This is a genomic window from Henriciella mobilis (genome assembly GCF_003576315.1).
In the GTDB taxonomy this organism is placed as follows: Bacteria; Pseudomonadota; Alphaproteobacteria; order Caulobacterales; family Hyphomonadaceae; genus Henriciella; species Henriciella mobilis.
On record NZ_QWFZ01000003.1, the window covers coordinates 1 to 26830 of the forward strand.

Below are 26830 nucleotides of genomic sequence, written 5' to 3' on the forward strand. Positions count from 1 at the left end.
CACGTTTCGGTTGTTTCATTGGCACTTTCAGCCCCTCACGCCGCCAGATGCGATAGACGCGCTTCTCGTTCACATGCCAGCCATCCCGTCTCAGCAGGGCCGTGATCCGGCGGTAGCCATACCGGCCGAACCGTTCCGCCAGGGCGATGATGGCTGCTGTCAGCACATCCTCGTCCTGACGCGGCACGCGCGGCTTGCGCTGAGTGGAACGGTGCTGGCCGATCACACGGCAGGCCCGGCGCTCGGTTGCGCCGAGTGTCTCAACCACATGATCGACCGCTTCGCGTTTGCGTGAAGGGCTTAGAACTTTCCCTTGATGACTTCCTGAAGGATCTGGTTGTCGAGGGTCAGATCGGAGATCGCCCGGCGAAGCCGCGCATTCTCCTTCTCGATCTCCTTCATCCGCTTGGCCTGGCCAACCTGCAGCCCGCCATACTCCTTGCGCCACCGGTAGTAGGTCTGCTCCGTCACGCCGATCGAACGCACGGCCTGACCCGTCGTCTCACCGCGAGCAAGGCGCACCTCCACCTCCCGCAGCTTCGCAATAATCTCTTCAGGCGTAGATCTCTTGCCCATGTCTCAGCTCCATATCTGAAGCCGGAACTAACTCAAATAATGGACCACTTTTCAGGGAGCAGACCAAGCTCACCAAAGGCGGCTGTTTCGATGGCGTCGAAATAACCCGCGAAGCTCTGATAATATTCGTCTGGAAGGCCCGTCAGATTGCGGGCCTAGAGGAATTCGATCGAAGAGCGGTAGTCATAATCGATGTCGCGGCGCTTGTTGAAATGAAAGCCCCCGACGACCCAGTCCCAGTCACCGCCGTCGGCAGAAACGAGGCGAACCTCCTGAACGAAATTCTCGTCAGAGCCAACTGCGTCGAGCGCAAAGGGGATCGCCTGATTAAACGTTCCGGCGAGGTCGACAATGAACAGGCCGTCCACATTGGAATAGGTCGAGGAGCTGGTCAGCGTCGCCCAGTCCATTTCATAGTTCGCCGTCAGATTGTAGCTGGTGAAATCTGACTGGAAGAGGTCCGGCCGCTCGGTGAAACGAAGGAATTCGCCCCGGTCCGGATTGGTCAGGCCGGAATCGGCTGGGTCATTGTCTTCGTGGATGATCAGAAGGCCGAGATCAAAATTGCTGGTCGGCTCCCAGAGGAGGTGTGCGCGGCCACCGACGGCTTCGAGCGAGTTCGACCCCTCAATGCCGGTACCGAGATTGTCGACCCAGCCATCTTCGTCGCGGTAGAAGCCGACAAGACGAAGCGCGAGCTGGTCCTCGAGCAGCGGGATGTTGACCATGCCATTATAGCGCTGGCGGAAGGCATCGCCGTCGACAAGACCGTAATCGACAAGCGCCGAGGCTTCGAATTCGTTCGGGTTCGGCGCCTTGGTCAGGATGCGCACGGCCCCGGAAAGAGAGTTTGCGCCAAACAGTGTGCCTTGCGGGCCGCGCAGGACTTCGACCCGTTCAACATCGTACAGGGTCGGGTCGAGGATGGTGGAGTTGCCGTTCGAGGAGATCGGCAATTCATTGATGTAGATGGCGGTCGCGGCCTGGAGGTTCGCGCCATAGCCATTCGTGGCGATACCGCGCGTCGTTATGGTGTTGAAGTTGGCCGTCGGCTGGTTGAGCACGATGCCCGGCGTTTCACGAGCAAGGCCGTCATAGCTGACGATCCCCTTCTCGCTGAGCGCGTCCTGCTGCCAGGCCGTCACGGCGAGCGGCACATCCTGCAGGCTTTCCTCGCGGCGGGTTGCCGTCACCAGGACGCGTTCCTGGCGCGCTTCGTTTTCCGGTGTCGCTTCGCTTGTGTCGGGTGCATCGGCGTCCTGGGCAAAGGCTGGCGCTCCAAGCGCGATCAGCGAAATTACCGAAACGGATGCCATGAATTTCATCGTCATATCTTCCTCCCTTGGTCCCGCGGATTTCCCGCTTGTGCCGACGATAGAAACCAGAAAAAAAGCCGTGTCAATAAAATTCACTCTTGCGATAATGAACATTATTGCGCTTGTGTCTTTTGGCGCAGGGCTGGATAGGTCAGAGTGGAAACCGGATGAGGTGAATGACAATAAACAGGGCAGTCGTGACCACAGCGAACCTTAGCGCCAGTGCTCGGCTGATACCCTGCCTGCGACCTTGCCGAGCGTTGACATGGCGGACGATTGGCCATTCACCAGAACTGATCAAAAAGAATGGCTGACTGACCGAATGACGAAAACCGCACCCAAGCGCCGCCGCATGACCAAGGCTGAACAGCGCGCCGAAACCACGGAGCAGATCCTGGACGAGGCCGAATATCTGTTCGCCCAGAGCGGCTTTAACGGCGTCACGCTAAAGGACATCGCAAAGCGCGTCGGGGTGCACCACACGCTGCTCAACTACTATTTCGACGACAAGAAGAGCGTGTTCGATGCCGTGATCGCCCGCCGCGCCGGCGTAACAAGTTCACTGCGCATGAAGGCCCTAGACGAGTATGACAAGGCGAGCGGGGGCAAGCCGACGGTCGAAGGCGCGCTGCGGGCTTTCCTCGATACGGACCTCGATCTTTACAGCCAGGGCGGCGAAGGCTGGAAGAATTACGGCGTGCTCGGCGCGCAGTCTTCCAACACGACCTACGGCGCCGAACTTTTCGATTTCCATTTCGACCAGGTTGTCCTGCGCCTCATCGACCTCCTCCAGAAGGCCCTTCCCGACCTGTCGCGCGAGGACCTTTTCTGGGGCTATCACTTTGTCACAGGCGCCCTAATGCTGACGCTTGGCCGAACCGGCCGGATCGACCGGCTGTCTGACGGTCTCTGCAAGTCTGATGACTTTGAAGCCGCCAAGGAGCGCATGGCTTCTTTCATGGCCGGCGGCTTTCACGAGCTCAATGAGAAGGCCAAGCGACGCCCCTAGCTTAAATTCGGGCGGCTTGTTGACTTTCGCGCCACTTTAAAAAGTGATCCGGTATCGTATCGCGTTAGAAAGCCCTCTGTGATCAGACGGCAGAGACGCGTTTGCACATGTCGCGCCTCACCGCCAAAACGGAAGACGGGTTGCTGGCATTTGTGTTTCTCCAAGTTCATTAATGCATAGGTTTCATTTTTTCTCGAGAAATGCAAGCTGTGGTTTTGCTTAAAGTAAATTCGTAGCTCCGACCGGGCCACGGTATTCTGAAGTCATCAATTGCGTGATTACATTGCTGGATTTCCCCGTTGACGTTCTGGCCTGCCAGCCCTATCACCCCGCCTTCGCAGCCGGATTGCCCAGGTGGCGGAATTGGTAGACGCGCACGGTTCAGGTCCGTGTGTCTCACGACGTGGAGGTTCGAGTCCTCTCCTGGGCACCATTGCTTTTTCCGAGACAGTCCGAATAGCTCCATAAACCCTTCTAAAACAGGCGTATCGACGCGACCCATTCGGCGCGCGGCGCGGACCGGCAGGCACTCGACCGATCACCAATGAGTGGACCCGCGAGCGTGGCATCGACGAGATCGAATCCCACATGATCGAGCATGCCGTAACCGTCGGGAAGGTGTACCGCGCCGGCGAGATGTTGGACGACCCGCACTATGCTGCCCGCGAGGCCCTGGTCGAGCTCGCCAGCGCGCGCTGGGGCAAGATCGCCATGCCCAATGTAACGCCGAAGCTCTCCTCGTCGCCCGGCAGCGTGCGCTGGCCGGGGCCGGAGACGCTCGGCGAGCACAATGAGGAGATGTATTCCAGCCTTCTCAAGCTTGACCGGGAAGCGTTGGATGCCCTTCGCCGCAATGGCACGATCTAGTCCGCCCGCCGCCGCCGCATGCGGGAACGATCAAGCCGGCACGTGACGACTCGCAACGACCGCTGGTGGTTGTCTCACGGACGGATCGATCATCCCTCCAATGGATTATGCGATGTCGGAGGTTCGCGCGATCGTGTTCGCGATGTATGACATCGGGAGATATTGACGGCGATCACGCCGCAACGCCGTAGCGACCATGTGGAGGACCTTGCACCATGTCAGATACAACCATGACCCCCGAAGCCGTTTCCGACTACATTGCCCAGGCGGGCAGGGACGCGTGGAAGGTGCCGGACATTCCGGCCGGCACGCCGAGACGCGAAATCAAGAAAGTCGGAATCATCGGCGCCGGCACGATGGGCGGCGGCATCTCGATGAACGTCGCCACAGCCGGCTTCCCGGTTGTGATCCTCGAACAGAAGCAGGAAGCCCTGGACCGCGGCCTGGGCGTCGTGCGCGGTCACTACCAGCGCAGTGCCGACAAGGGACGCTTCCCGCAGGACGAGGTCGAGGCGCGCATGGCGCGGCTTTCGGGCACGCTCAACATGGAAGATTTCGCCGATTGCGACCTGGTGATCGAAGCGGTGTTCGAGGACATGGACCTGAAGAAGAAGATCTTCTCGGACCTCGACCGCATCATGAAGCCGGGCGCCATCCTGGCAACGAACACGTCGGCCCTGGACATTGATGAGATTGCCAGCGCGACGAACCGCCCGCAGGACGTCATCGGCCTGCACTTCTTCTCGCCGGCCAATGTGATGAAGCTGCTTGAGATCGTCAGGGCCGATCACACGGCCGATGACGTGATCATGACCTGCATGGACCTGGCGAAAACGATCAACAAGGTTGCGGTCCTGGTCGGGGTCTGCCCGGGTTTTGTCGGCAACCGCATCCTGTTCGCGCGCCAGGCCCAGGCCCAGAAGCTCGTCTACAAGGGCGCCATGCCCTGGGACGTCGATGCCGCCCTCAACGCCTTCGGCTTCCGCATGGGCCCCTATCAGATGTCCGACCTCGCCGGCCTCGACATTGGCTGGAAGAAAGGGGCGAAGACGGCCAACCCGATCCGCGACGCGCTCTGCGAGCTGGACCGGCGCGGCCAGAAGACCGGTGCGGGCTATTACGACTATGATGAGAACCGCCGCCCGATCCCGTCGGATGTGACCGCGAAGATCATCGCCGAGATTACGGGCGTGGAGGCCGGCAATGCGCCGGGACAGGACGAAATCATCGCGACCTGCATTCATCCGATGATCAATGAGGGCCTGAAGATCCTGGAGGAAGGCAAGGCCCAGCGGGCATCCGACATCGATATCGTCTGGCTGAATGGCTATGGCTGGCCGGCCGACAAGGGCGGGCCGATGCTGTATGGCGACATGGTTGGCGCGCAAACCGTGCTCGAAACAATGCAGCGCCTTGGCGCGGAAGACGATCGCTTTGCGCCGGCCGAAACGCTCAAGCGGCTCGCCCGCGACGGAGGCAGGTTCATCGAGGTTCAGCCAGGCTGATGGACGCCCCCGCGCAGCCCCTTTCCGGTGACTACGACTATATCGTCATCGGCGCCGGATCGGCGGGATGCGTGGTGGCCAACCGCCTGTCGGCCGATCCGGGCAAGCGCGTCCTCCTGCTGGAAGCGGGCGGGAAGGACAGCTGGATCTGGTTCCACATCCCGGTCGGCTACCTGTTCGCGATCGGCAATCCACGCGCCGACTGGATGTTCAGGACCAGCCCGCAGCCCGGTCTGAATGGCCGCTCGCTCGACTATCCGCGCGGCAAGGTGATTGGCGGTTCCTCGGCGATCAATGCCATGATCACCATGCGCGGACAGGCCTCCGATTACGATGCCTGGCGCGATGAGGGCAATCCCGGATGGGGATGGGACGACGTGCTGCCCGTCTTCCGTGACATCGAGGACCACTTCCTCGGCGCAAGCGAGGCACATGGAGCGGGCGGGGAGTGGCGGGTCGAGCCGCCGCGTGTCAGCTGGCCGATCCTCGATGCCGTCCGCGATGCCGCCGAGGAGATGGGTATTCCCAAAACCGCCGATTTCAATACCGGCGACAATGAGGGCTCGGGCTATTTCCACGTCAACCAGAAGACCGGCCGGCGCTGGTCGGCCGCGCGCGGCTTTCTGAAGCCTGCTCTGAGGCGCGCGAACCTCCGGCTTGAGACCGGCGCGCTGACCGAGCGGCTGGTGCTGGAAAACGGCAAGGCGACGGGTGTCATCTTCAGGCAGAACGGCCAGCGCTTCAGCGCGACGGCCCGCGCCGAAATCATCCTTTGCGCCGGCTCAATCGGCAGTCCGCAAATCCTGCAGCGGTCCGGCATCGGGCCCGGCGCCGTCCTGGCCGCAGCCGGTGTCGATACCCTCGTCGACCGTCCCGGCGTCGGGACCAATCTGCAGGACCATCTCCAGCAGCGGGCCATCTACAAGGTGTCGGGCACGCGGACGCTCAACCAGACCTACTATTCGCTGTTCGGAAAAGCCGGCATGGGGCTGGACTATGCGCTGCGCCGGCGAGGCCCCCTGACGATGGCGCCATCCCAGCTCGGCATCTTCACGCGCTCCGATCCGGCGCAAAGCCGCGCCAATATCCAGTTCCATGTCCAGCCATTGTCCCTCGACAAGTTTGGCGAGCCGCTTCACCGGTTTCCGGCGATTACCGTGGCGGCCTGCAACCTGCGCCCGACCTCCCGCGGGCATGTCTGCATTCAGAGCCCCGACCCGGACGCAGCGCCGGTCATCGATCCGAACTATCTGGACACCGATCACGATCGGCGCGTCGCGGCCGATGCCATTCGCGTCACGCGGCGCCTGATGGACCAGCCCGCGCTTGCCCGCTTCCAGCCGGAAGAACATGTCCCCGGACCGGCCGCCGCCGGAAAGGACCTGGCAGAACTGGCGGGCGACATCGGCACGACGATTTTCCATCCCGTCGGAACAGCTAAAATGGGTCCCAACAATGACCCCATGGCGGTCGTCGATCCGATGTTGCGCGTCCGCGGTGTGGGCGGTCTTCGCGTGATCGATGCGTCGGTCATGCCGCGCATCGTCTCTGGCAACACGAACACGCCGACCATCATGATTGCGGCGCGAGGCGCGGCGCTGATCGATCGCTGATGCTCCGGGGCAGCTACGCCCCGACAAGCCTCTCCCCCTTTGCCCTTGCGGCATGTGACGTTCGGGCAATCCTTGTCGAAACGCCGCCCCCGGTGGCAATCTGTCACAAACAGGTCTGCCGCGCGGCGGACGAGAAAAAGACAGGACGCTGGCCGGTCAGGCCTGACGTCCGGCCAAGGGAGCAAGGGACACATGAATCTCGATTTTTCGGACGAACAGAACCAGCTGCGCGATCAGGTTCGCCGCTTCCTGGAAGAGCGCTGTCCGCCAAAAGCGGTCCGGGCCGTGCTCGAAGGCGACGCCAATCATGACGCGGCGCTCTATGGAGGGCTCGCCGAGCTCGGCGTACTCGGCGCGGCGATCCCGGAGGAATATGGCGGTGTCGGCCTTGGCCATCTGGAGCTCTGTGTGCTCGCAGAAGAACTTGGCCGCGTGCTCGCGCCGGTGCCTGTCGCCTCATCCATCTATCTGGTTGCCGAATGCCTGATGCAGGCCGGCAGCGAGGAACAGAAATCGGCCTGGCTGCCGAAACTGGCTTCAGGCGAGACGATCGGATGCTGGGCAATCAATGAAGGTTCAGGCCGGATGCAGCCGTCGAAGATTTCTGCACGCTTCGAGAATGGCAAGCTGACCGGCACGAAATCGCCGGTCGCAGACGGCGCCATCGCCGACATCGCCATCGTCGCAGCGCGCGAAGGCGATGGCGTCTCGCTTGTCCTGGTCGATCTCTCAGCGGGCGGCGTCAGCCGCGAGAACCTCAACTCCGTGGACCCTACGCGGGTGCAGACCCGGCTCCGCTTCGAGGACGCACCAGCGACCCGCATCGGCGGCACAGGCGATGGCTGGCACATCGCAACGCAGGTCATGGACCGCGCGGCGATCCTGATGGGCTTCGAACAGCTCGGCGGGGCAGACCGTTCGCTGGAAATGGCGCGCGACTATGCACTGGAGCGGATGGCCTTTGGTCGTCAGATCGGCTCCTTCCAGGCGATCAAGCACATGCTGGCGGACATGTATGTGTCCGCGACCCTGGCCCGGTCCAATTGCTATTACGGGGCATGGGCCCTCGCCACCAGCGCGGCCGAACTGCCGGTCGCAGCCGCGACCGTGCGCGTCTCGGCGACCACGGCCTTCCAGCACTGCGCCAAGAACAATATCCAGACCCATGGCGGCATGGGCTTCACCTGGGAATATGACTGCCACCTCTATTACCGCCGCTCCAACGCCCTCGCCCTTGCGCTCGGCTCGCTCTCGACCTGGGAGAGCCTGCTGATCGAGCGCATGAGCGCCGGCAATGTCGAAGCAGCAGCCTGAACGGAAGGAACGACCAGATGGATTTCAACGACACCCCTCAGGAAGCCGAATTCCGCAAGGAGGTCCGCAGCTGGCTCGACGCGAATGCGCCGAAGCACCTGGAAGCTGAACTCAAGCGCGCGAGCTTCGGCTCAAGCGGCCTGACCAGCGAAGACCCGATCAAGGCCGGCAAGGCCTGGCAGAAAAAGAAAGCCGACGCCGGCTGGGCCTGCCTGCACTGGCCGAAGGAGTATGGCGGCGGCGCCCGCACGCCGATCGAACGCGTCATCTGGGGCCAGGAAGAAGGCGTCTACTCGGTCCTCTCCGGCCCGTTCACCATCGGTCACGGCATGTGCGGGCCGACGGTGATGGCCTGGGCCAATGAAGCGTGGAAGGAAAAGCTCCTGCCGCCGCTCGCAAGCGGCGAGGAAATCTGGTGCCAGCTCTTCTCCGAACCGGCCAGCGGCTCCGACCTTGCGGGCCTTCGCACCCGCGCGGTGAAGGCCGATGACGGCTCGGGCGACTGGATCATCAATGGCCAGAAGATCTGGACCAGCGGTGCACGGAACTCCGACTGGGGCCTGCTCATCACGCGGACCGATCCGGACGTGCCCAAGCACAAGGGCCTGACCATGTTCTTCCTGCGCATGGATTCGCCCGGGGTGAAGGTCGTGCCGATCAAGCAGGCCAATGGCGCCTCCGGCTTCAACGAAGTCTACTTCACCGATGTCCGCATCCCTGACAGCCAGCGCCTCGGCGCGGTCGGCGAAGGCTGGAAGGTCTCGCTCACCACGCTGATGAATGAACGGCTCTCCATCGGCTCCGGCATGTCGACCGGATTTCCGGAGCTGTTCAGATTCTGCATGGAAGCCGAAGTCGACGGCGAGCCGGCCGTGGCCGATTCCAATGTCCGCTCGAAGCTGGCGCAGTTCGCGATCAAGCAGTCGGGGCTCAAATATACCGGCATGCGCGCCATCTCGGCCCTCTCCAAGGGGGAAACGCCGGGCCCGGAAAACTCGATCGGCAAGCTCGTCGCCGGCGCCACCATGCAGGAACTCGCCATGTTCGCGCTCGACCTGCAGGGCGAGTCGGGTGTCGTCTGGGATGAGGACAGCCCGCAGAATGGCCGCTTCCAGGCCATGCTGATGCGCTCGCCGGCGACCCGTATCGAAGGTGGCTCGGACGAAATCCTGCGCAACATCATCGGTGAACGGGTGCTGGGCCTGCCGGGCGACATCCGCGTCGACAAGGACGTTGCCTTCAAGGACATCCCGACCAGCGGCAAGCAGAAGAAATAGCGGTTCGCTGCCACGACAGTCACAGGAGGCGCCTGTGGGCGACGCACATCCGAAATACCCGCTGCTTTTCTCCCCGCTCAAGGTCGGCAATGTCACGATCAAGAACCGGGCGATCATGGGGTCGATGCATACCGGGCTCGAAGAACAGGCTGACGGTCATCTTCGCCAGGCCGAATACTTCGCCGAGCGCGCACGGGGCGGCGTTGGCCTGATCATCACAGGCGGCATCTCGCCGAACGAGGAAGGCGGCGGCGGCGCGAAGCTGGCCAATGCCGAGGAAGTCGCCCGCCACCGGGTGATCACTGATGCCGTGCATGAGGCCGATCCGGAGGTGAAGATCTGCATGCAGATCCTCCACGCCGGTCCGCTGGTTCGCAGCGAAGCCTGCGTCGCGCCTTCGGCGGTGGCCTCACCGATTGGCGGATACACGCCGAGAGAACTCGACGAGGCCGGTATCGAGAAACAGCTGTCGGACTTTGCCAATTGCGCGCGCTGCGCCGAAGAGGCCGGCTATGACGGCGTCGAGATCATCGGCTCGGCCGGCTACTTGCTGTCGACCTTTCTCGTCCGCAAGACCAATCTCCGGACCGACAAGTGGGGCGGCTCCTATGAGAACCGCATGCGTTTCCCGCTGGAAGTCGTCAGGCGCGTGCGGGCGGCGGTCAGCGAGGACTTCATCGTCATCTTCCGCATCGCGGCCATGGACATGCTGCAGGACGGGATGTCGTGGGAAGAGATCGTGCAGCTCGCCAAGGCGCTGGAAAAGGAAGGCGTGTCGATCATCTCGACCCACTTCACCTGGCATGAATCCGCCGTTCCGACGATCGCGACCATGGTCCCGCGTGCGGCCTTTACCAGCGTGACCGGGCGGCTGCGCAAGGAAGTCAGCGTGCCGATGATCACCAGCAACCGGATCAACATGCCGGATGTGGCCGAGGGGGTCCTTGCGCGCGGCGATGCCGACCTTGTTTCCATGGCCCGGCCGATGCTCGCCGACTCGCAGTTCATGGTGAAGGCCGCCGAGGGCCGCGAGGACGAGATCAACACCTGCATTGCCTGCAACCAGGCCTGCCTCGACCACACATTTGGCGGGCGCCAGGAGGTCAGCTGCCTCGTCAATCCGCGCGCCTGCCATGAAACCCAGCTCTCCTACGAGCCGACCGCAAAGCGCAAGAAGATCGCCGTTGTCGGCGCTGGTCCGGCGGGCCTGGCCTATGCCACCATCGCCGCCGAACGCGGCCACGATGTCGAACTGTTCGAGCAGGCCGACGAGATTGGCGGACAGTTCAATCTCGCCAAACGCATCCCCGGCAAGGAAGAGTTCCACGAAACGCTTCGCTATTTCCGGCGCCAGCTTGACGTGACCGGCGTGACACTGCGGCTTGGCACCCGTGTCGATGCAGACCAGCTCAGCCATGGCGGCTATGACGAGATCATCATCGCGACCGGTATCAATCCGCGCACGCCTGCCATCGACGGCATCGATAACCCCAAGGTGATCGGCTATATCGACGCCATACTCGGCCGCAAGCCGGTCGGCGAGCGCGTTGCGATCATCGGCGCGGGCGGCATCGGGTTCGACGTCGCCGAACTCATTTCGCATTCCGGCAAATCCTCGGCGCTCGACATCGACCTGTTCGCGAAGGAATGGGGTGTCGACTTCAAGAACCATCCGCGCGGCGGTGTCACCGGTGTCGAGCCGGAGGTTGCCCCTTCCCCGCGCAAGATCTGGCTGCTCCAGCGCAAGACCTCCCGCGTCGGCCGGGGCCTTGGCAAGACCACCGGCTGGACCCACCGCCTCACGCTCAGCCGCCGCGGTATCCAGATGGTGCCCGGCGTCAACTATGACCGCATCACCGATGAGGGCATCTATTGCACCATCAGTGGCGAGCCGACGCTGCTCCAGGTCGACACGATCATTCTCTGTGCCGGCCAGGAACCGCTGCGCGATCTCTACGACGCGCTGATGGAAACGGGCGCGAACGTGTCGCTCATCGGCGGGGCCTATGAGGCCGCCGAACTCGACGCCAAGCGCGCCATCAATCAGGCGGCCTACGCCGCTGCCGCAGTCTAGCCCCTTAAGGAAAGACACCAATGACCTATCCCCTTCCCAACGCATCCACCGACCTTTCCGGCCAGGTGGCGCTTGTCACCGGTGCCTCGTCGGGCCTCGGCGTTCGCTTTGCCAAGGTGCTCGCCAGCCAGGGCGCCAAGGTGGCCCTCGCCGCGCGCCGCGTCGACCGCCTCGAAGCCCTCGCAAAGGAAATCCGCGATGCTGGCGGTGAAGCCGTTGCTGTCGAGATGGATGCCACTGATGCCGACCAGATGATCGGAGCCGTGGCCAAGGCCGAGGAGGCTCTCGGCACGGTGACCATCCTCGTCAACAATGCCGGTATTCCCGACGCGCAGCGCGCTCACAAGATGAGCGTCGAGCTCATCGACCGCGTGCTCGACATCAATGTCCGTGCGCCCTTCATCCTGAGCTGCGAGGTTGCCCGCCGGCTGATGGCCGCCGACAAGCCGGGCCGTATCGTGAATATCGCCTCTGCTGCAGCCTTCCATTATGCCGGCAACGGCGCAGCGCTCTACTCGGTCTCCAAGGCCGCCGTCGTTCGCATCACCGAGACGCTGTCGGTGGAGTGGAGCCGCAACCACATCAACGTCAACGCCATCGCGCCGGGAGCCTTCGAGTCCGAGATGATGGACGGCATGCTCGAGCGGATGGGCGACATTGCCCAGCACTTCCCGCGCAAGCGGATCGGTAATCCCGCCCAGCTCGACTCCGCCCTCCTCTTCCTCGTCGGCCCATCTTCGGACGCGGTGACGGGCACCTGCGTGCGCGTCGATGACGGGCAGGGCTCACGCTAGCGGCCGCCGGCTCCAGGGGAGAAAAGAGATGTACGACTACAAAACGATCAGCGTCGAGGTTCGCGGCAGCGTTCATTATCTGACGCTCAACCGGCCTGACATGCTGAATGCGATCAACACCGAAATGGTCGGCGAGCTGTCGGACTATTTCGGCGGGCTGTTTCACAATCGAGCCTGCCGCATCGTTGTGATGAAGGGCGCCGGGCGCGCTTTCTGCGCCGGCCTCGATATCAAGGCCCGTGGCGAAGGCAATGAGCCGCCCTTTGGAGGCGGCTTTGGCTTTCAGGGCTTCCTCGCGGACGTCTACATCAAGATGCGGCGCTGTCCGCAGCCAATCATCTCACTGATCCAGGGGGCGGCCTGCGGTGGGGGCTTTGCCTTTGCGCTCGCCTCAGACATCCGCATCGGCGGCGAGAGCATGAAAATGAATGCCGCTTTCATCAAGCTCGGCCTGTCAGCCTGCGATATGGGTGTCAGCTATTTCCTGCCGCGGCTGGTCGGCGTGACCATCGCCTCGGAGCTGATGATGACCGGCCGTTTCATCCATGCAGACCGCGCGCTGGCGGTTGGCCTCGTCAACCAGATCGTTCCCGATGCAGAGCTTGATGCGGCCGGCGAGGTGTTCGTCGAGGAGATGCTGGCAACATCGCCCATGGGGCTGCGGCTCACCAAGGAAGGCCTCAACATGGCCGTCGATGCCGCCAGCCTCGAAGCCGCCATGGCGATCGAGAACCGCAACCAGGTGCTGTGCTCCACGACCGAAGACGTAAAGGAAGGCATGCAGGCCTTCATCGAGAAGCGCAAACCCGTCTACCGCGACGCCTGATCCGGGAAGCAGGTGCCGCCCTGTCTTCAGCGCCTGACGTCGAGCCCGTTTTCGCTCATCGCATCCTCGACTTCCCGGACCGTGGTGAGGTTCCAGTCGCCCGGAATGGAATGCTTGATCACGCTGGCAGCCGTCGCGAATTCGACCGAGCGCTGTGCGCCATAGGCCTCGATGGAGCCGTGCAGGATGCCGGCCGCAAAGGCATCGCCGCCCCCGATCCGGTCGACGACGCCGCTCATCGTGTGAGGCTTCGAGGTCCAGTGTCCCTCGCGGGTGTATAGCTCGCCGGTCAGGGTCTGGTCGGTGACCGAGGTCTGGGCCCTCGACGTGCAGGCGATGGCGGAGAGGCTGGGGAATACCTCGAAGGCGCGCGTCATGGCATCTGCGCGGCTGGCTGGCGTCTCACCCAGGATAAGGGCGATGTCGCGCTCATTGATGAAGGCTGCATCGGCATGGCCGAGAATGTCGCGCAGCACGTCCGGACCGTTGCCGCCCCAGGCCGACCAGAGCGCCTCTCGATAATTGCCGTCGAACGCCACGCTGATCCCCATCTCCCGGGCGGTGCGGACCGCATCGCGCGCGGCTTTCGAGGGTTCAGGACCAATAGCTGGCGTGATGCCTGACAGGTGCAGCCAGTCCGCGCCTTCCAGGAGCTTCGGCCAGTCATAGGCCGTGGCCGGTGTATTGGCGAAGACCGAATTTGCGCGGTCATACACGATCCGGGACGGACGGCGGACGGCGCCCGTCTCTAGGAAATAGATCCCCATCCGGCCGTCGCCGCGCGCCACACCCTTCGCATCGACCTGCTGTGCCCGGAGCGCCTCGATCGTGGCCTCACCGAACGGATTGTCCGGCAGGGCGCTCACCATACGGACATCATGTCCGAACCGGGCGAGCGATACGCCGACATTGGCTTCCGCGCCGCCGAAGTGGACGTCGAATTTCGGAGACTGCATCAGGCGCTCATGGCCGGGCGTGGTGAAGCGGAGAAGCAGTTCGCCGAAACAGATGATGCGCCCGGTCATGTTGCCTTGCTCCCAGCGTACGCGCCAGCCACGGCCAGCCGACAGATTGATCCCCCGCACCTAATCAGATGCGTGCCCAGCAAGGAAGCCCGCGCCGTGCCCGGCAAGCGACACCGGCACCTGGCGGAAGCGCAACACTTCCTCGGCCAGCGTGTCCGGGTCGGGGCTGGCCGGGTCTGGCTGCGATATGATGAGCGTCTCGATTTCAAGCCCGCGCGCCTTCAAGGCGTCGATAGCGGTCAGCGTATGGGAGACAGCGCCGAGATAAGGCGCCGCCACGAGGATGACCGGCAGGGCAAGGTCTGCCATGAAGTCGATCTGCAGCCGATCATCGGTCAGCGGTGACATCACGCCCCCGGCCCCTTCAACAATCATCCTGTGGGCACCGGCTTCCTCGATCTGGCGGCGCGTGAAATCGAGAATGGCACCATAGTCCTGCTCGACGCCGGCGCGGCGCATCGCGACATTCGGGGCGAGCGGTGCCTCGAAGCGGTGCAGGCAGATGCCGGAGACACTCTGCGGGCTGACCGTCTCGCCGCAGGCCTGCAGCAACTGGCCGGCATCGGACATGAGGAGGGCATCCTCGCCGAAGCCGCTCATCACAGGTTTGACGGCATGGACCCGGTGGCCTGCCTTGCGCCAGCCTTTCAGCAGGCGCGCGCTGACATAGGTCTTGCCGATCTCGGTTCCGATCGCGGTGACGAAGACAGCGCTCATGACCGGAGCGCCTTTTGCAGGGCGTCGGCCAGGCCGTCGACATCGGCTTGCGAATGACCGGCGCAGAAGGTGATCCGCAGCCGCGAGGTGCCCTGCGGCACGGTGGGCGGGCGGATCGCGGTGACGAGATAACCGGCTTCCTCAAGCTCGGCCGAGATTGCCATGGCGCGGGCTTCCTCGCCGATGATGAGCGGCACGATGACGCTTTCAGGCGCGGGCAGGCCGAGGCGCTTGCAGAAATGCGCCGCATGCGCTTTTGCCCGCCCGGCGCGCTCTGGCTCGGCATCCATGACGTCCAGGGCGCTGAGGGCACTGGCCAGGACCGGCGCCGGCAAGCCCGTCGTGTAGACCAGGCTGCGCGCCCGGCTGGTCAGCATGTCGATCACCGGCGCCGGGCCGCAGACATAGCCGCCATAAGCCCCGGCCGCCTTGGAGAGTGTCCCCATTTGCAGCGGGGCCGGATTGTCCTGTTCGAGCACGCCGAAGCCGTGGGCGTCGTCGGTCATCAGCCAGGCGTCGTGGCGCTCGCAAAGGGCCCCCAGGTCCGCCAGTGGCGCGAGGTCGCCATCCATGGAGAAGACCGTCTCGGTCAGCACCAGAAGCTGCCCCGGCGCATCACCCATCAGCGCTTCGGCATGGGCGAGGTCGTTGTGCCGGAAGATGCGGATCTCGGCTCCGGAGAGGCGCGCACCGGCATGCATGCAGGCATGCGAGAGCGCGTCCATGACGATCGTGTCGCCCTTGCCCACGAGCGCCGGGATCGTGCCGATATTGGCAAGGTAGCCCGAGCCGAAGACGCGGCAGGCCTCCAGCCCTTTCTTCGCCGCCAGCCGTGTCTCCAGCTGTTCGTTGAGCGGGCCGTCGCCGGTGATAAGCCGCGAGGCGCCGGCGCCGACGCCGAATTGCTCTGCCGCCTGCGAGGCCGCCGCGATGAGGCGCGGATCGCAGGACAGCGAAAGATAGTCATTGTCGCAAAAGGAAATGAGGCCGCGTCCGGCGCGCTCGGCACGGCCTTCGGCCATGCGTCGGGTCGGCTTCAGCGTGCGGTGCTGGCCTGCGTCCCGAAGCCGCTCAAGCCGGCCCTCGGCATAACGTGTCAGACTCCCTAAAGACCTCATGCAGACAGGCTTCCTCGAAATTGCTTCGGGCCTGTCCTAGTGAGATGCGCAATTGCCGCAAGCCTTGTCTTTCAATGAAGGGACCGAACATGCCGAACCGTAATGACTGGTTCAGGAAGGGGCTGGACCATATCTGGCTGCCCTATGCCCAGATGAAGACGCTGCCGGACCCGGCACCCATCCGCTCAACGGAGGGTTCACTGCTGCTCATGGAGGACGGACGCACGCTCATCGACGGTGTCGGCAGCTGGTGGACGAGCGTGCATGGCTACAACCACCCGGCCCTCCTGAAAGCCGCCCATGACCAGCTCGACGCGATGCCGCATGTGATGCTGGGCGGGCTCGCGCATGAACAGGCCTACCGTCTCGCCGCCCGCCTGGCGCAGGTGACGCCGGGAACGCTGTCGCGGGTCTTTTTCACCGAGTCCGGATCGGTCGCGGTGGAAGTGGCGATGAAGATCGCGGTGCAATACGCCATGAACCGGACCGGTGCCCGGCGCACGCGCTTTGTGTCCTTCAAGGGCGGCTATCATGGCGACACCTTCGCGACCATGTCCGTCTGCGACCCTGAGGAAGGCATGCACAGCCTGTTCGCCGGTGTCGTGCCGGAACAATATGTCGTCGACCTGCCGGACAGTGATGATCGCGCTGCTGCGCTGGACAGGCTGCTTGCCCAGCATGACGACATCGCCGCGGTCATCGTCGAGCCGCTGATCCAGGGCGCGGGCGGGATGCGGATGCATAGCCCGGCTGTCCTGCAGACGCTGCGCGCGGCCTGCGACCGGCATGGCGTACTGCTGATCTTTGACGAGATCTTCACCGGCTTCGGGCGGACGGGCGAGCTGTTCGCCGCAGACCGTGCCGGGGTGACGCCGGACATCCTCTGTCTCGGCAAGGCATTGACGGGCGGGGTGACGCCGCTCGCCGCCACCATCGCCAGCGATGAGGTCTACGCCGCCTTCCACACCGACTCCGCCGAACACGCGCTGATGCATGGGCCGACCTTCACCGGCCATGCGATCGCCTGCGCGGTCGCGAATGCCGGGCTGGACCTGTTCGAGCGCGAGCCGCGGCTGGCACAGGTGCGCGCGGTGGAAAAGCAGCTGCTCGACGAACTCGATCCGCTGGCCAGCCTTCCCCAGGTCGCCGATGTACGCGTCTGCGGCGCTGTCGCCGCTGTGGAGTTCCGTGAGGATTTCGATGTCGAGGCGGCGCGGCGCTGGTTCATCGAGCAGGGCACCTTCATCCGCCCGCTCGGCCGGGTTGTCTACCTGACGCCTTCCTATGTCATCGAGAGTCGGCAGCTGAGCCGGCTCACCGGCGCCATCGCTGACTTCGCCGGGACGCTGGCAGGGTAAACCACTCCGGGACGTGACATCGAAAAACAATATGCTACACCCATCGCAGATGGGCGTCTGCGAGGGGCGTCCGGTTTTCGTCCAAACCGGCAGGGTTTATCATGAAACTGACAGCATCCACCGCGATCGCCGCGGTGCTCCTTCTTGGCGCGTGCGCCGCGACCACCGAGGCCAGTGCGCCGGACCAACCTGTAGAAACTGCGGACGCCTCCGCCGGTGCAGACGCCGCCAGCGCACCGGAACAGGCCGCTGACTTCGACCTCGAATACGAGAAGTTCACCCTCGAGAACGGCCTCGAAGTGATCCTCCACGTCGACCGATCGGACCCGATCGTCGCCTTCTCGACCGTTGTCCATGTCGGCTCGAACCGCGAGAAACCCGGCCGCACCGGCTTTGCCCACTTTTTCGAGCATATGGCGTTCAATGATTCCGAAAACGTCCCGCGTGGCTGGAACCGCAAGGCCATCCCGGACTGGGGCGGCGAGCGCAATGGCGGCACCTGGTCGGACGGCACGATCTACTACGAGGTCGTGCCCAAGGACGCCTTCGACAAGATCCTCTGGATCGACAGCGACCGGCTCGGCTACATGATCAACACCGTCACCGAGGCCGCGCTGGAGCGCGAGAAGCAGGTGGTGAAGAATGAGAAGCGCGAGCGGGTCGACAACCAGCCCTATGGCTATACGCAGGAAGTCATCCGAACCGCGCTCTATCCCGAAGGCCACCCGTATAGCTGGACGGTGATCGGCCAGCTGCCTGACCTTCAGGCAGCAACGCTGGACGATCTGAAAGAGTTCTACGAGCAGTATTACGGCGCCGGGAATGCGACGCTCTCCATCGTCGGCGATATCGACATCGAGGAAACCAAGGAGAAGGTCCAGCGCTGGTTCGGCGAGATCCGCAAGGGCCCGGATGTCGAAGCGCTCGCCCCCATGCCGGTCAAGCTGGAAGAGACGAAATCGCTCTGGTTCGAGGACAATTTTGCCAAGCTGCCCGAGCTGCGCATGACCTTTCCGACCGTCGAGGCCTATCATGAGGACGAGCAGGCCCTCGACGTGCTGGCCCGCCTGATCGCCGGGACAAAGACCTCCCCGCTCTACCGCGGGATTGTCGAGACCGAGGCGCTGGCCCCGGATGTGTCGGCCTACAACAACTCAATGGAACTGGCCGGCGAGTTCGTCTTCCGCGTCCGCGCCAAGGAGGGTGTCGACCTCGACACTGTTCAGGCCGCCATCGAGGACGCCTTTGCCACGTTCGAGGAAGAAGGCGTCAACGAAACAGACCTGCAGCGCATCAAGGCCGAGCAGGAAACCATTCTCTACAACAATCTCTCGACGGTGCTCGGCAAGGCCAACCAGATGTCGAGCGACAATGAGTTCGCGGGCGATCCGTCCTATGCGATCACCGAAGCCGAACTGCTGCGCGCGGTCACGGCCGAGGACGTGATGCGCGTCTACGAGACCTATATCAAGGACAAGCCGGCCGTGGTCACGAGCTTCGTCCCGCAGGGCGAGGCCGACCTGGCCCTGGAAGGGGCCGAGAAGGCCGAGGTCTGGATCGAGGAAGTCAAAGCCGACGTCGCCGCGGAAGAGGTCAGCCAGGGCGAGGAAGCCGACTACGAGAAGACGCCGAGCCAGTATGACCGCTCCGAGCCGCCTTTTGGCGACCTGCCGCTGATCGAAATGCCCGAGGTCTGGACGGCCGAGCTCGCAAACGGAGCCAGCCTCTTCGGCATCGAGAACAATGAGCTGCCGCTGGTGACCTTCGACATCGTCTTCGATGCCGGCTCCTGGATGGACCCGGACGGCAAGGTCGGCACGGCCAGCCTCGTCGCCGACATGCTGAATGAGGGCACGGCCACGAAAACCGCCGCCGAGCTGGAACAGGCCATCGGCCTGCTCGGCGCCGGCATCAGCGTCAGCGCCGATTCCGACAGCGTCACGATCAGCGCCACGACGCTTGCGCGCAATTTCGAGGAGGTTGCTGCCCTGATCGTGGAAATGCTGACCGAGCCGCGCTGGGATGAGGATTACTTCGCCCGCGAGAAATCAGCGGCCCTGACGACCATCAAGGACCGCGAAGCCAGCCCGCCTTACATCGCGGCCAATGCTTTCGCCAAACTGCTCTATGGCGCCGACCATCCGAAAGGCCGGTTCAGCATCGGTACCGAGGAGAGCGTAAGCGCCATCGAGCTGGATGACCTGAAGGCCTATTTCGACGAGATGCTCGCGACCAATGTGCGCATGCACATCGCCGGGGCCGTCTCTCAGGAACGGGCCGAAGCGGTCTTCGGTGAGATTGCCGGCCTGCTGGACGAGGAAAAGGTCGCCCTGCCCGAATCCGCGATCCCCGAACAGGATGATGAGGGCAAGGTCTACTTCATCGATGTGCCGGGCTCGAAACAGAGTGTGCTGGCCATCGGCAAGCTGACCGTCGCCACCCCGCATCCAGACTACAACAAGATCGTCTTCGCCAATGAGAAGCTCGGCGGCGGGATCAGCGGCGACCTTGCTCAGGTGCTGCGCATTGAGAAGGGCTACACCTATGGCGCCTATTCCTATGTGACGGGCGGCCTGGTGCCCCAGCCCTTCCGCATCGGCACGAGCGTGCGTGCCAATGCGACCGAGCCGTCGCTGGAGGTGATCAGGGACATGCTGGTGCAGTACGGGCCTGACTTTGACGAGGCAGCCGTCGAGCTGACGCGTCAGAAGCTGGTCAAGGAAGACACCCGCGCCTTTGAAAGCCTCAGCGAGAAGCTCGGAACGCTCCGGGAGATCTCCAAGTACGGCAAGAGCCTGACTTTCGTCGAAGACGAACAGCAGGAACTCCTGTCCATGCCGCTGGAGGAATACAAGCGCGTGATCGCCGAATACCTCGCCGAGCCGGACATGACCTGGATCATCATTGGCGATGGCGAGACCCAGCTGGAACCGGTGAAATCCTTCGCCGGCGGCGACGTCACCCTGCTCGACATCTTCGGCGACCCGGTGGAAGCCGGCACGCCGTCAGAGGAGTGATCTACAAACCATGCGGGCGGTGCTGATCAGGCGCTGCCCGCACTGGCCTGCTCACGCGCTGCCTTCTGCCCCGTCGTTCCGAAGATGCGAAGATGCAGCATCAGCAACGCCGGCAGGATGAAGATCAGCATCGCGGTTCCGAACAGGATGCCGAAGCCAAGCGAAATGGCCGTCGGGATCAGGAACTGGGCCTGAAGGCTGGTTTCCATGATGATCGGTGTCACGCCCAGAAAGGTCGTCAGCGTGGTCAGCATGATCGCCCGGAAGCGGTCCAGCATGGCCGCAATAACGGCGTCGTGCGGGTCCTCACCCTGATCGAGACGCTCATTCAGGAAGTCCGTCACCATCAGGGATGTGTTGATGATCACGCCTGACAGGCCGATGATCCCGAAGAAGGACAGGAGGGTCAGGTCGGCGCCCATGATGCCGTGGCCCAGCAGGGCACCGACAAAGCCGAACGGGATGGCCGCCATGATGACGATGGGCTGGCTATAGGAGCGGAAGTTCAGCGCCAGCAGGCAGTAGATCCCGATCATGGCCAGCAGGAAGTTGCGGACGAGGACCGGTTCGGCCTCGGCCTGGTCTTCCTGGTCGCCGGACACGCGCATGGTCAGCCCGTCATATTGCTGCTGCAGGCGCGGCAGGACGACATCGAACATATGGTCGGACACGATATCGGCTGTCGTGACATCCTCGTCCACGAAGGCGCTCAATGAGTAGATACGGCGGCCATTCACGCGGTTAATGGAGGCCGGTGCCGGCGCGATGGAAAGCTCCGCCAGATTGTGCATCGGCACGAAACCATCACCGACTTTCACGCGCAGGCGCTTCAGGGTCTCCAGCGAGTCGCGCTCATTTTCGGGCAGAAGGACCCGGACGGGGATTTCCTCGCGGTCGCGCTGGATGCGCACCGCCTCGGCCCCGAAGAAGGCCGCGCGCACTTCGCGGGCAAGGTCGTTCTGGGTGATGCCGTAATTACGCGCCAGAGGCTTCAGGCGGATCTGCACTTCCTCGGTCGTGCGGAAGCGGTCATCGCGCACGTCATAGACGCCGGGACGGGATTCCAGCTCGCGGCGAAGGTCGAGAACGGCATCGCGGGTCTGCTCGTCGGTCCTGGCCGAGATCTGCAGCTGGATCGGCGCACCGGGGCTGACGAGGTCCGAGGTGAAGGTCAGCTTCTCCGCGCCGGGGATATTGCCGACAGCCTGGCGCCATTCGCGCTCGAAACTGCCGGCGCCGAAATCCCGGCTGGCGGACTCCTTGAGCTTGGCGACAACATAGGCGCGGTTGCCGGACGATCCGGGTCCGCCGCCGCCTTCAAGGGGATTGCCGCCCCCGCCGCCGATTGGCGAGCCGATCTGGTACAGCACGCCTTCAAGCGCGCCCTCGTCGGACGAGACATTTTTCGCTGCGACACTGGCCGCCTCGGAAATCGTTCCGGCAAAGCGCTGGGTCTGAACCTCGGACGTGCCTTCCGACAGCTCCAGCTCAGCGGTGACATAGTCGCCCTCAACGGCCGGGAAGAAGATGAATTTGAGATAGCCGCTCGATGTCAGCGACTGGGCTGCGAAGAAGATACCGACGCCAATCAGCACGATCATGGCCGGGCGCAGGACGACAAACTCCATCACGCGGCGAAGTGGGCCGTCTGTAAAACTGCGCAGGCGCGCGGCGACCCGGTCGCGCACCGGATCGGCAATCCGCCGGGGTGACCAGCGGCCCGGCTTCTTCTCTTCAAGATGCGAGAGGTGGCGCGGCAGGATGAAGAAACTCTCCACCAGCGAGATCACCAGCAGGATGATGACCACCGCAGAGACCTGTCCGAGGAACTGGCCGAACAGGCCGGGCACCAGGAGGATGGGCACGAAGGCGGTAATCGTGGTCGAGACGGAAAACAGGACCGGCCGGGCAACCCGCAACACGCCGAGGCGCGCGGCTTCCATTGGCGCATGCCCGCGCCGCCAGTTGGCGTGGATGTTCTCACCCACGACGATGGCGTCATCCACGATGATACCGATGGCCAGGATAAAGCCGAACAGGGAGAGCTGGTTGATCGTCACCCCGAAGAGGAACATCGGGAAGAAGGCCGCAACGAAGCTGACCCCAACCCCCAGCGCCACCCAGAAGGCGATGCGCAGGTCGAGGAAAAGCAGGAGCAGCAACGTCACAAGGACGAGGCCGAGAATGGCATTGCGCACCAGCAGGTCGATCCGCGAGCGCAAATTGACGGATTCATCGCGCCAGAGCTCGTGTGAAATGCCAGCCGGCAAGGCATCCCAGATCTCCGTATCGAGGTAATCCCGGACAATATCGGCATTATCCAGCGTCTTCTCGCTGCCGACCCTGAAGACCGAAACGATCGAGGCGGGCTGTCCCTTGAACACCGCTTCGATCGGATCGTCGGAGAGGTCATCGGTGATCGTCGCGATATCGCCCAGATAGATCGGCCGGCCATTGCTTCCCGCACCGACGACAATGTTGGCAAACTCGGCGCCGCTCCGTCGTTCGCCGACGGCCCGCACGCGAAGCAGCTGGCGGTCGTCCTCGATCTCGCCGGCCGACAGGTCGATGCTTTGCTGGCCGATCGCCTGCGCAATCGCGGTAAGGCTGATATTGCGGGCGCGAAGCTCCTGCTCGGGTATGGCAATCCGGATCAGGTAATCGGGCACGCCGCCGATCTCGACGAGCGACAGCCCGTCCTTGGCGGCGAGATCCCGGCGCACGCGGTCGGCCGCCTGCTTCAGCAGCCGCCGGTCGGCATCACCATAAAGGATGATCTGGGCGACCAGCTCATCCGGCTCCACCTCTGTGACCTGCGGTGACTCGGAATTCTGCGGGAACACGGTAATCCGGCCGAGCTCGTTCTTCACCTCGTCGAGCATGTCGGCCATGCTCTCGCTCTCGGGAATATCGACGATGACATTGCCGACGCCCGACGCAGCAAGGCCAGTGACCTTGTCGACGCCTTCCAGGCCTTCAAGCCGCTCTTCGATCGGCCGGACGATGGAGGTTTCGACATCTTCCGGCGTTGCGCCCGGATAGGGCACGGTGATAGAGATCTGGTTGGTCTCGATGGGCGGGAAGACGCGCACATTCAGCGCCGACAGCGACGCCACGCCGGCAATCACCAGGAAGACCATGAGGAGATTGGCAGCAACCCGGTTTGCGAGAACGCCTTCGATCCAGCGGTTCACGAGCCGGACTCCATGACGTGGACCCGCATGCCTTCGATTTCTTCCGACAGCACGGTCGTCATGACGCGCTCATCGCCTGTGAGGTCCGGGGCATGCACGAGAATGGCATCATCGGACTGGTCGATCGGGTCGACACTGACGCGGCGGGCCTGTTCGTCCTCATCGATCACCCAGATATAGGAATCCTGGCGAACCGCGCCCTTCGGCAGGCTCCAGACAGGGGTCTCGGAGACGCCCTGGACAACAATGTCCATGAAATCGTCGGTGAAGACTTCGCCTTCATTCTCGGGGATGAACGCGTCCGGAAAAACCGCGATCACGGTGGCCGTGCGCGAGCCCTGGTCGATGACGGGCGAGAATTCAGCGAGGTAGCCATCCAGCGTCTTGCTGCCGAGCGAACTGCCATTCGGCACGGCGCGAACCGGCAGGCGCCCATCCTCCGCCGCGCGCATGGCCGCCCGGACCGCCGCAATATCCTCAGCCGGCAAGCCGGCCTGGATTTCACCGGCACCGGCGCTGATCAGTGTGGCGAGAGGCTGGCCGGGCGCGACGAATGTGCCCGGCGCGACAGACTCGCTGGTCACGATGGCATCGAAGGGCGCAGTGATGACGGCCTTGTTCAGCGTGCGCTGTGCCACGACGAGTTGCGCTTCGGCCTGCTGGACGGCGGCCTGCGCATCTTCATAAGCCGCCAGCGCCTGCTCTGCTGCCTTTTCGGGGGATGCCCCAATCTCCGACAGCCTCTGCTGGCGGTTCTTCTCGGCCTCTGCCTGCTGCAGGCGGGCCTTCGCCGTGGAGAGCTGCGCCCTGGCGCGGGCCAGGTCGGCGCGGAAGTCGCCATCATCGATCTTGAGGATGGTTTCGCCCTTGGCGATACGGCCGCCGACTTCCAGGGCCGGGTTGAGCGCCGTCACCTTGCCGGAAACCTCGCCGACAAGGCTGAGGGAGTCGCGCGCCTGAAGACGTCCGGGCGCCGACACGTCATATGTCCGCCCGGCGGACTCGACGCTGGCCGTCTCGACATAGGGAATACTGTCTTCACGGGCCGTGGCGGTTTCGTTGACCCCGGACCGGGCGCCCGCAACCGTCATGATCGCGAAGCCGACAGCCGCGACAAGCAGCCCGGCCAGAATCCACACGCGGCTCGGTTTTTCTGCACGGCTCTTCTGCGAGCCCGTTTCGGACGTCATAACAGTTCCCAACACACCCTGGGGCAAATATCCGACTGGACCTCACCCTCTATGATTGTACATGGTGCCACCGACCCGTTTTGCCAGCAGACCCGTTTTGATGACCTTCCATCCCACAAAAGTATCAATCTTTGCTTTATGCGCTTTAACGATGACAGGCTGCCTGTCCGTCGGGCCGGACTATGAGCCACCCGCTCTCGACACCTATCAGGACGCATGGATCGCCGGAGAGAGCGATGTGCTGGCACCCGGTGCGGTTGCAGAAGCCGACTGGTGGCAGGCCTTCAACGACGCCCACATGACGCGCCTGGTCGAGGATGCGGCCAGCAGCAATCTCGATCTCATGGAGGCGAATGCCAATATCGAAGCGGCCCGTGCTGCTGTAAATGCAGCACGCGCGAGCCGGTTCCCGATGGGACAGCTGTCCGGCAGCGTTACCCGGCAGAAGCAATCCAGCGGTACCTTTGGCGCGGACCTGCCTTTCGAGTTCACAGCCCAGACCCAGTATTCGGCTGGTGCCGATGCGAGCTGGGAAGCGGACCTGTTCGGCCGCATCGCCAACAGTATCGGCCAGGCCGAGGCGGCGCTTGGCGGGCGCGAGGCGGTTGCAGCCGACGTCGCGCGGGCCGTTACCGCGCAGACTGCGACGACTTATCTCACCCTTCGCGAACTCGATGCCCGGATCAGCGTGAACACTGAAAGCCTCGCGCGCCAGGAGGAGGTACTCGACCTGACACGCCAGCTCAGGGATGCCGGCGAGATCGCCGACATGGATGTCGAACGCCAGAGCAATCTGGTGGAATCGACCCGCGCAGGCATCGTCGCGCTGAAGTCCGCGCGGTCCGAAACGCTGGCCGGGCTGGCGCGGCTGACGGGCAAGACCGTACCGGATTTCCTCACCACCTATCCGGACCTCGAATCCTATCAGACCGACAGGCTGCCGCCGGTCGAGGCATTCCAGCCGATTGCCATCGCTGCCCCTGTCGACCTGTTGCGCCGCCGGCCCGATATCCGCGCGGCCGAGCGCCAGCTTGCCGCAGCGAACTATGTCGTGGGCGCGGAAATGGCCGACCTCTACCCCCGCCTGACCCTGTCCGGACAGGCCGCATTCACCGCCAATGAACCCGGCAACCTCTTTTCCGACGAAGCGCTCGGTTACAGTTTCGGCCCGCGTCTCAGCTGGGGCATCTTCAACCTGCCGCTGACACGCGCCCAGATCGAGCAGGCCGAAGCCGAAGCCAGGGCCGCCGAAGCCAGTTTCGAAGGCGCCGTCATCCAGGCCCTCACGGAAACGGATGCGGCACTGGAAGCCTATAATTTCGCGGTCGAGGAGGCCGCGCTGCGGGTCAAGGCGCTGGGATCGGCCGAGCGGGCGCTCGACCTTGTCGAGCTTCGCTACCAGGAAGGCGCCGACAGCCTGCTCAGCCTGATCGATGCCCAGCGCCAGACCCTGTCGGCGAGCGATGCCGAAGTGCAGGCCCGGCATGAGGCGCTGCGCCGGCGGGTCACGGTGTATCGTGCCTTCGGCGGCTAGGTCCTGGCCTCAGCCGAACCCTTCGATCTTGTGGTAGGCGCGCCCCTGATAGATCAGGCAGGTGGTCGCCTGGCTGACCGAAATGTCGAGCGCCTTGCAGAAGAAGACCGTGTGGGTGCCGTATTCGACCGCCTTGTCGACCTCGCAATCGAAATAGGCCGCCGTTTCCGCAAGCACGGGATTGCCAATGGGGCTGTCCTGCCACTCGCCCGTATCGAAGCGCCTGGCCGGGACAACGGACGGATTTGAGAACGCCGCACTGACGGTTTCCTGGTCGCAGGACAGGACGTTCACGCACAACCGGCCATTGGTCTTGATCGCGGCGTTCGCGCCGGAATTGCGGTTCACGCACACGATCAGCGAGGGCGGATCGTCCGACACCGCGGTCACAGCCGAGGCCGTGATGCCGTAGCGCCCGGCGGGGCCGCCGGTCGACAGGATGCACACAGCTGAGCCGAGTTGGGCCATGGCGGCCCGGAATGACTGGCTGTCATTCGTCATGAAAG

19 protein-coding genes, 1 tRNA gene and 1 pseudogene are annotated in these 26830 nt (G+C 63.7%); 13 read left to right on the forward strand and 8 right to left on the reverse strand.

Annotated features, from left to right (window positions below):
* Positions 1–576 (reverse strand): annotated as a pseudogene (locus D1227_RS20080) (IS3 family transposase); the annotation flags it as partial.
* 155 nt (positions 577–731) lie between these two features.
* Positions 732–1907 (reverse strand): TonB-dependent receptor, encoded by a 1176-nt coding sequence (locus tag D1227_RS00025; protein ID WP_233349541.1) that lies wholly within the window; start codon positions 1905–1907, stop codon positions 732–734.
* A gap of 307 nt (positions 1908–2214) precedes the next feature.
* Between D1227_RS00025 and D1227_RS00030 the strand changes: the two genes are divergently transcribed.
* The 10 genes from D1227_RS00030 (at position 2215) to D1227_RS00075 (ending at position 13171) form a co-directional block, all read left to right on the forward strand.
* A complete protein-coding gene (locus D1227_RS00030) occupies positions 2215–2901 on the forward strand; it encodes a TetR/AcrR family transcriptional regulator (protein ID WP_119377745.1) in 687 nt (228 codons plus the stop codon).
* A gap of 348 nt (positions 2902–3249) precedes the next feature.
* Positions 3250–3334: transfer RNA gene (locus D1227_RS00035), tRNA-Leu, on the forward strand.
* 104 nt (positions 3335–3438) lie between these two features.
* Entirely contained in the window at positions 3439–3768 is a 330-nt protein-coding gene (locus D1227_RS00040; protein ID WP_267896333.1) for a CoA transferase, read from the forward strand.
* Positions 3769–3983: 215 nt separating this feature from the next.
* On the forward strand, positions 3984–5273 hold the full coding sequence (locus D1227_RS00045; protein ID WP_119377747.1) for a 3-hydroxyacyl-CoA dehydrogenase: 1290 nt from the start codon (positions 3984–3986) through the stop codon (positions 5271–5273).
* Positions 5273–6886: a GMC family oxidoreductase gene (locus D1227_RS00050; RefSeq protein WP_119377748.1), complete on the forward strand. Its 1614-nt coding sequence runs from the start codon at positions 5273–5275 to the stop codon at positions 6884–6886. The genes D1227_RS00045 and D1227_RS00050 overlap by 1 nt, the downstream gene beginning before the upstream one ends.
* Positions 6887–7078: 192 nt before the next feature.
* Entirely contained in the window at positions 7079–8200 is a 1122-nt protein-coding gene (locus D1227_RS00055; protein WP_119377749.1) for an acyl-CoA dehydrogenase family protein, read from the forward strand.
* A 17-nt stretch (positions 8201–8217) separates the two neighbouring features.
* A complete protein-coding gene (locus tag D1227_RS00060; RefSeq protein ID WP_119377750.1) occupies positions 8218–9477 on the forward strand; it encodes an acyl-CoA dehydrogenase in 1260 nt (419 codons plus the stop codon).
* 34 nt (positions 9478–9511) lie between these two features.
* Positions 9512–11551 carry an NADPH-dependent 2,4-dienoyl-CoA reductase gene (locus D1227_RS00065; protein ID WP_233349539.1) on the forward strand — a complete coding sequence of 680 codons (2040 nt, stop codon included), beginning with the start codon at positions 9512–9514 and terminating at the stop codon, positions 11549–11551.
* A 20-nt stretch (positions 11552–11571) separates the two neighbouring features.
* Entirely contained in the window at positions 11572–12345 is a 774-nt protein-coding gene (locus D1227_RS00070) for an SDR family NAD(P)-dependent oxidoreductase (RefSeq protein WP_119377751.1), read from the forward strand.
* Positions 12346–12373: 28 nt separating this feature from the next.
* A complete protein-coding gene (locus tag D1227_RS00075) occupies positions 12374–13171 on the forward strand; it encodes an enoyl-CoA hydratase/isomerase family protein (protein WP_119377752.1) in 798 nt (265 codons plus the stop codon).
* Positions 13172–13197: 26 nt separating this feature from the next.
* Here the strand turns inward: D1227_RS00075 and D1227_RS00080 are convergent, their stop codons facing one another.
* Genes D1227_RS00080 through D1227_RS00090 form a run of 3 tightly spaced genes read right to left on the reverse strand, consistent with a single transcriptional unit; the run spans position 13198 to position 16031 of the window.
* Complete coding sequence (locus D1227_RS00080) at positions 13198–14196, reverse strand: sugar kinase (RefSeq protein WP_119377753.1); 999 nt, start codon at positions 14194–14196, stop codon at positions 13198–13200.
* 60 nt (positions 14197–14256) lie between these two features.
* Positions 14257–14913, reverse strand: coding sequence for a dethiobiotin synthase (gene bioD, locus D1227_RS00085; RefSeq protein ID WP_119377754.1), 657 nt, complete (start codon positions 14911–14913; stop codon positions 14257–14259).
* Positions 14910–16031, reverse strand: coding sequence for an aminotransferase class I/II-fold pyridoxal phosphate-dependent enzyme (locus D1227_RS00090; RefSeq protein WP_119377755.1), 1122 nt, complete (start codon positions 16029–16031; stop codon positions 14910–14912). Before D1227_RS00090 ends, bioD begins: the two co-directional genes overlap by 4 nt.
* 89 nt (positions 16032–16120) lie before the next feature.
* On the opposite strand from D1227_RS00090, the gene D1227_RS00095 reads away from it, so the two are divergent.
* Positions 16121–17389: an adenosylmethionine--8-amino-7-oxononanoate transaminase gene (locus tag D1227_RS00095; protein ID WP_119377885.1), complete on the forward strand. Its 1269-nt coding sequence runs from the start codon at positions 16121–16123 to the stop codon at positions 17387–17389.
* Between the two features lie 101 nt (positions 17390–17490).
* Positions 17491–20406 carry a M16 family metallopeptidase gene (locus D1227_RS00100; protein WP_119377756.1) on the forward strand — a complete coding sequence of 972 codons (2916 nt, stop codon included), beginning with the start codon at positions 17491–17493 and terminating at the stop codon, positions 20404–20406.
* A gap of 26 nt (positions 20407–20432) precedes the next feature.
* On the opposite strand, the gene D1227_RS00105 is transcribed toward D1227_RS00100, so the two are convergent.
* Together D1227_RS00105 and D1227_RS00110 are read right to left on the reverse strand one after the other, a co-directional pair.
* Positions 20433–23600: an efflux RND transporter permease subunit gene (locus D1227_RS00105; RefSeq protein WP_233349537.1), complete on the reverse strand. Its 3168-nt coding sequence runs from the start codon at positions 23598–23600 to the stop codon at positions 20433–20435.
* A complete protein-coding gene (locus D1227_RS00110) occupies positions 23597–24790 on the reverse strand; it encodes an efflux RND transporter periplasmic adaptor subunit (protein WP_119377757.1) in 1194 nt (397 codons plus the stop codon). Before D1227_RS00110 ends, D1227_RS00105 begins: the two co-directional genes overlap by 4 nt.
* A gap of 100 nt (positions 24791–24890) precedes the next feature.
* Here D1227_RS00110 and D1227_RS00115 point away from each other — a divergent pair, with 100 nt between their 5' ends.
* Complete coding sequence (locus tag D1227_RS00115; protein ID WP_267896329.1) at positions 24891–26324, forward strand: efflux transporter outer membrane subunit; 1434 nt, start codon at positions 24891–24893, stop codon at positions 26322–26324.
* A gap of 9 nt (positions 26325–26333) precedes the next feature.
* Here D1227_RS00115 and D1227_RS00120 read toward each other — a convergent pair whose 3' ends face one another.
* Positions 26334–26825, reverse strand: coding sequence for a flavin reductase family protein (locus D1227_RS00120; RefSeq protein WP_119377759.1), 492 nt, complete (start codon positions 26823–26825; stop codon positions 26334–26336).
* Positions 26826–26830 lie beyond the last annotated feature (5 nt).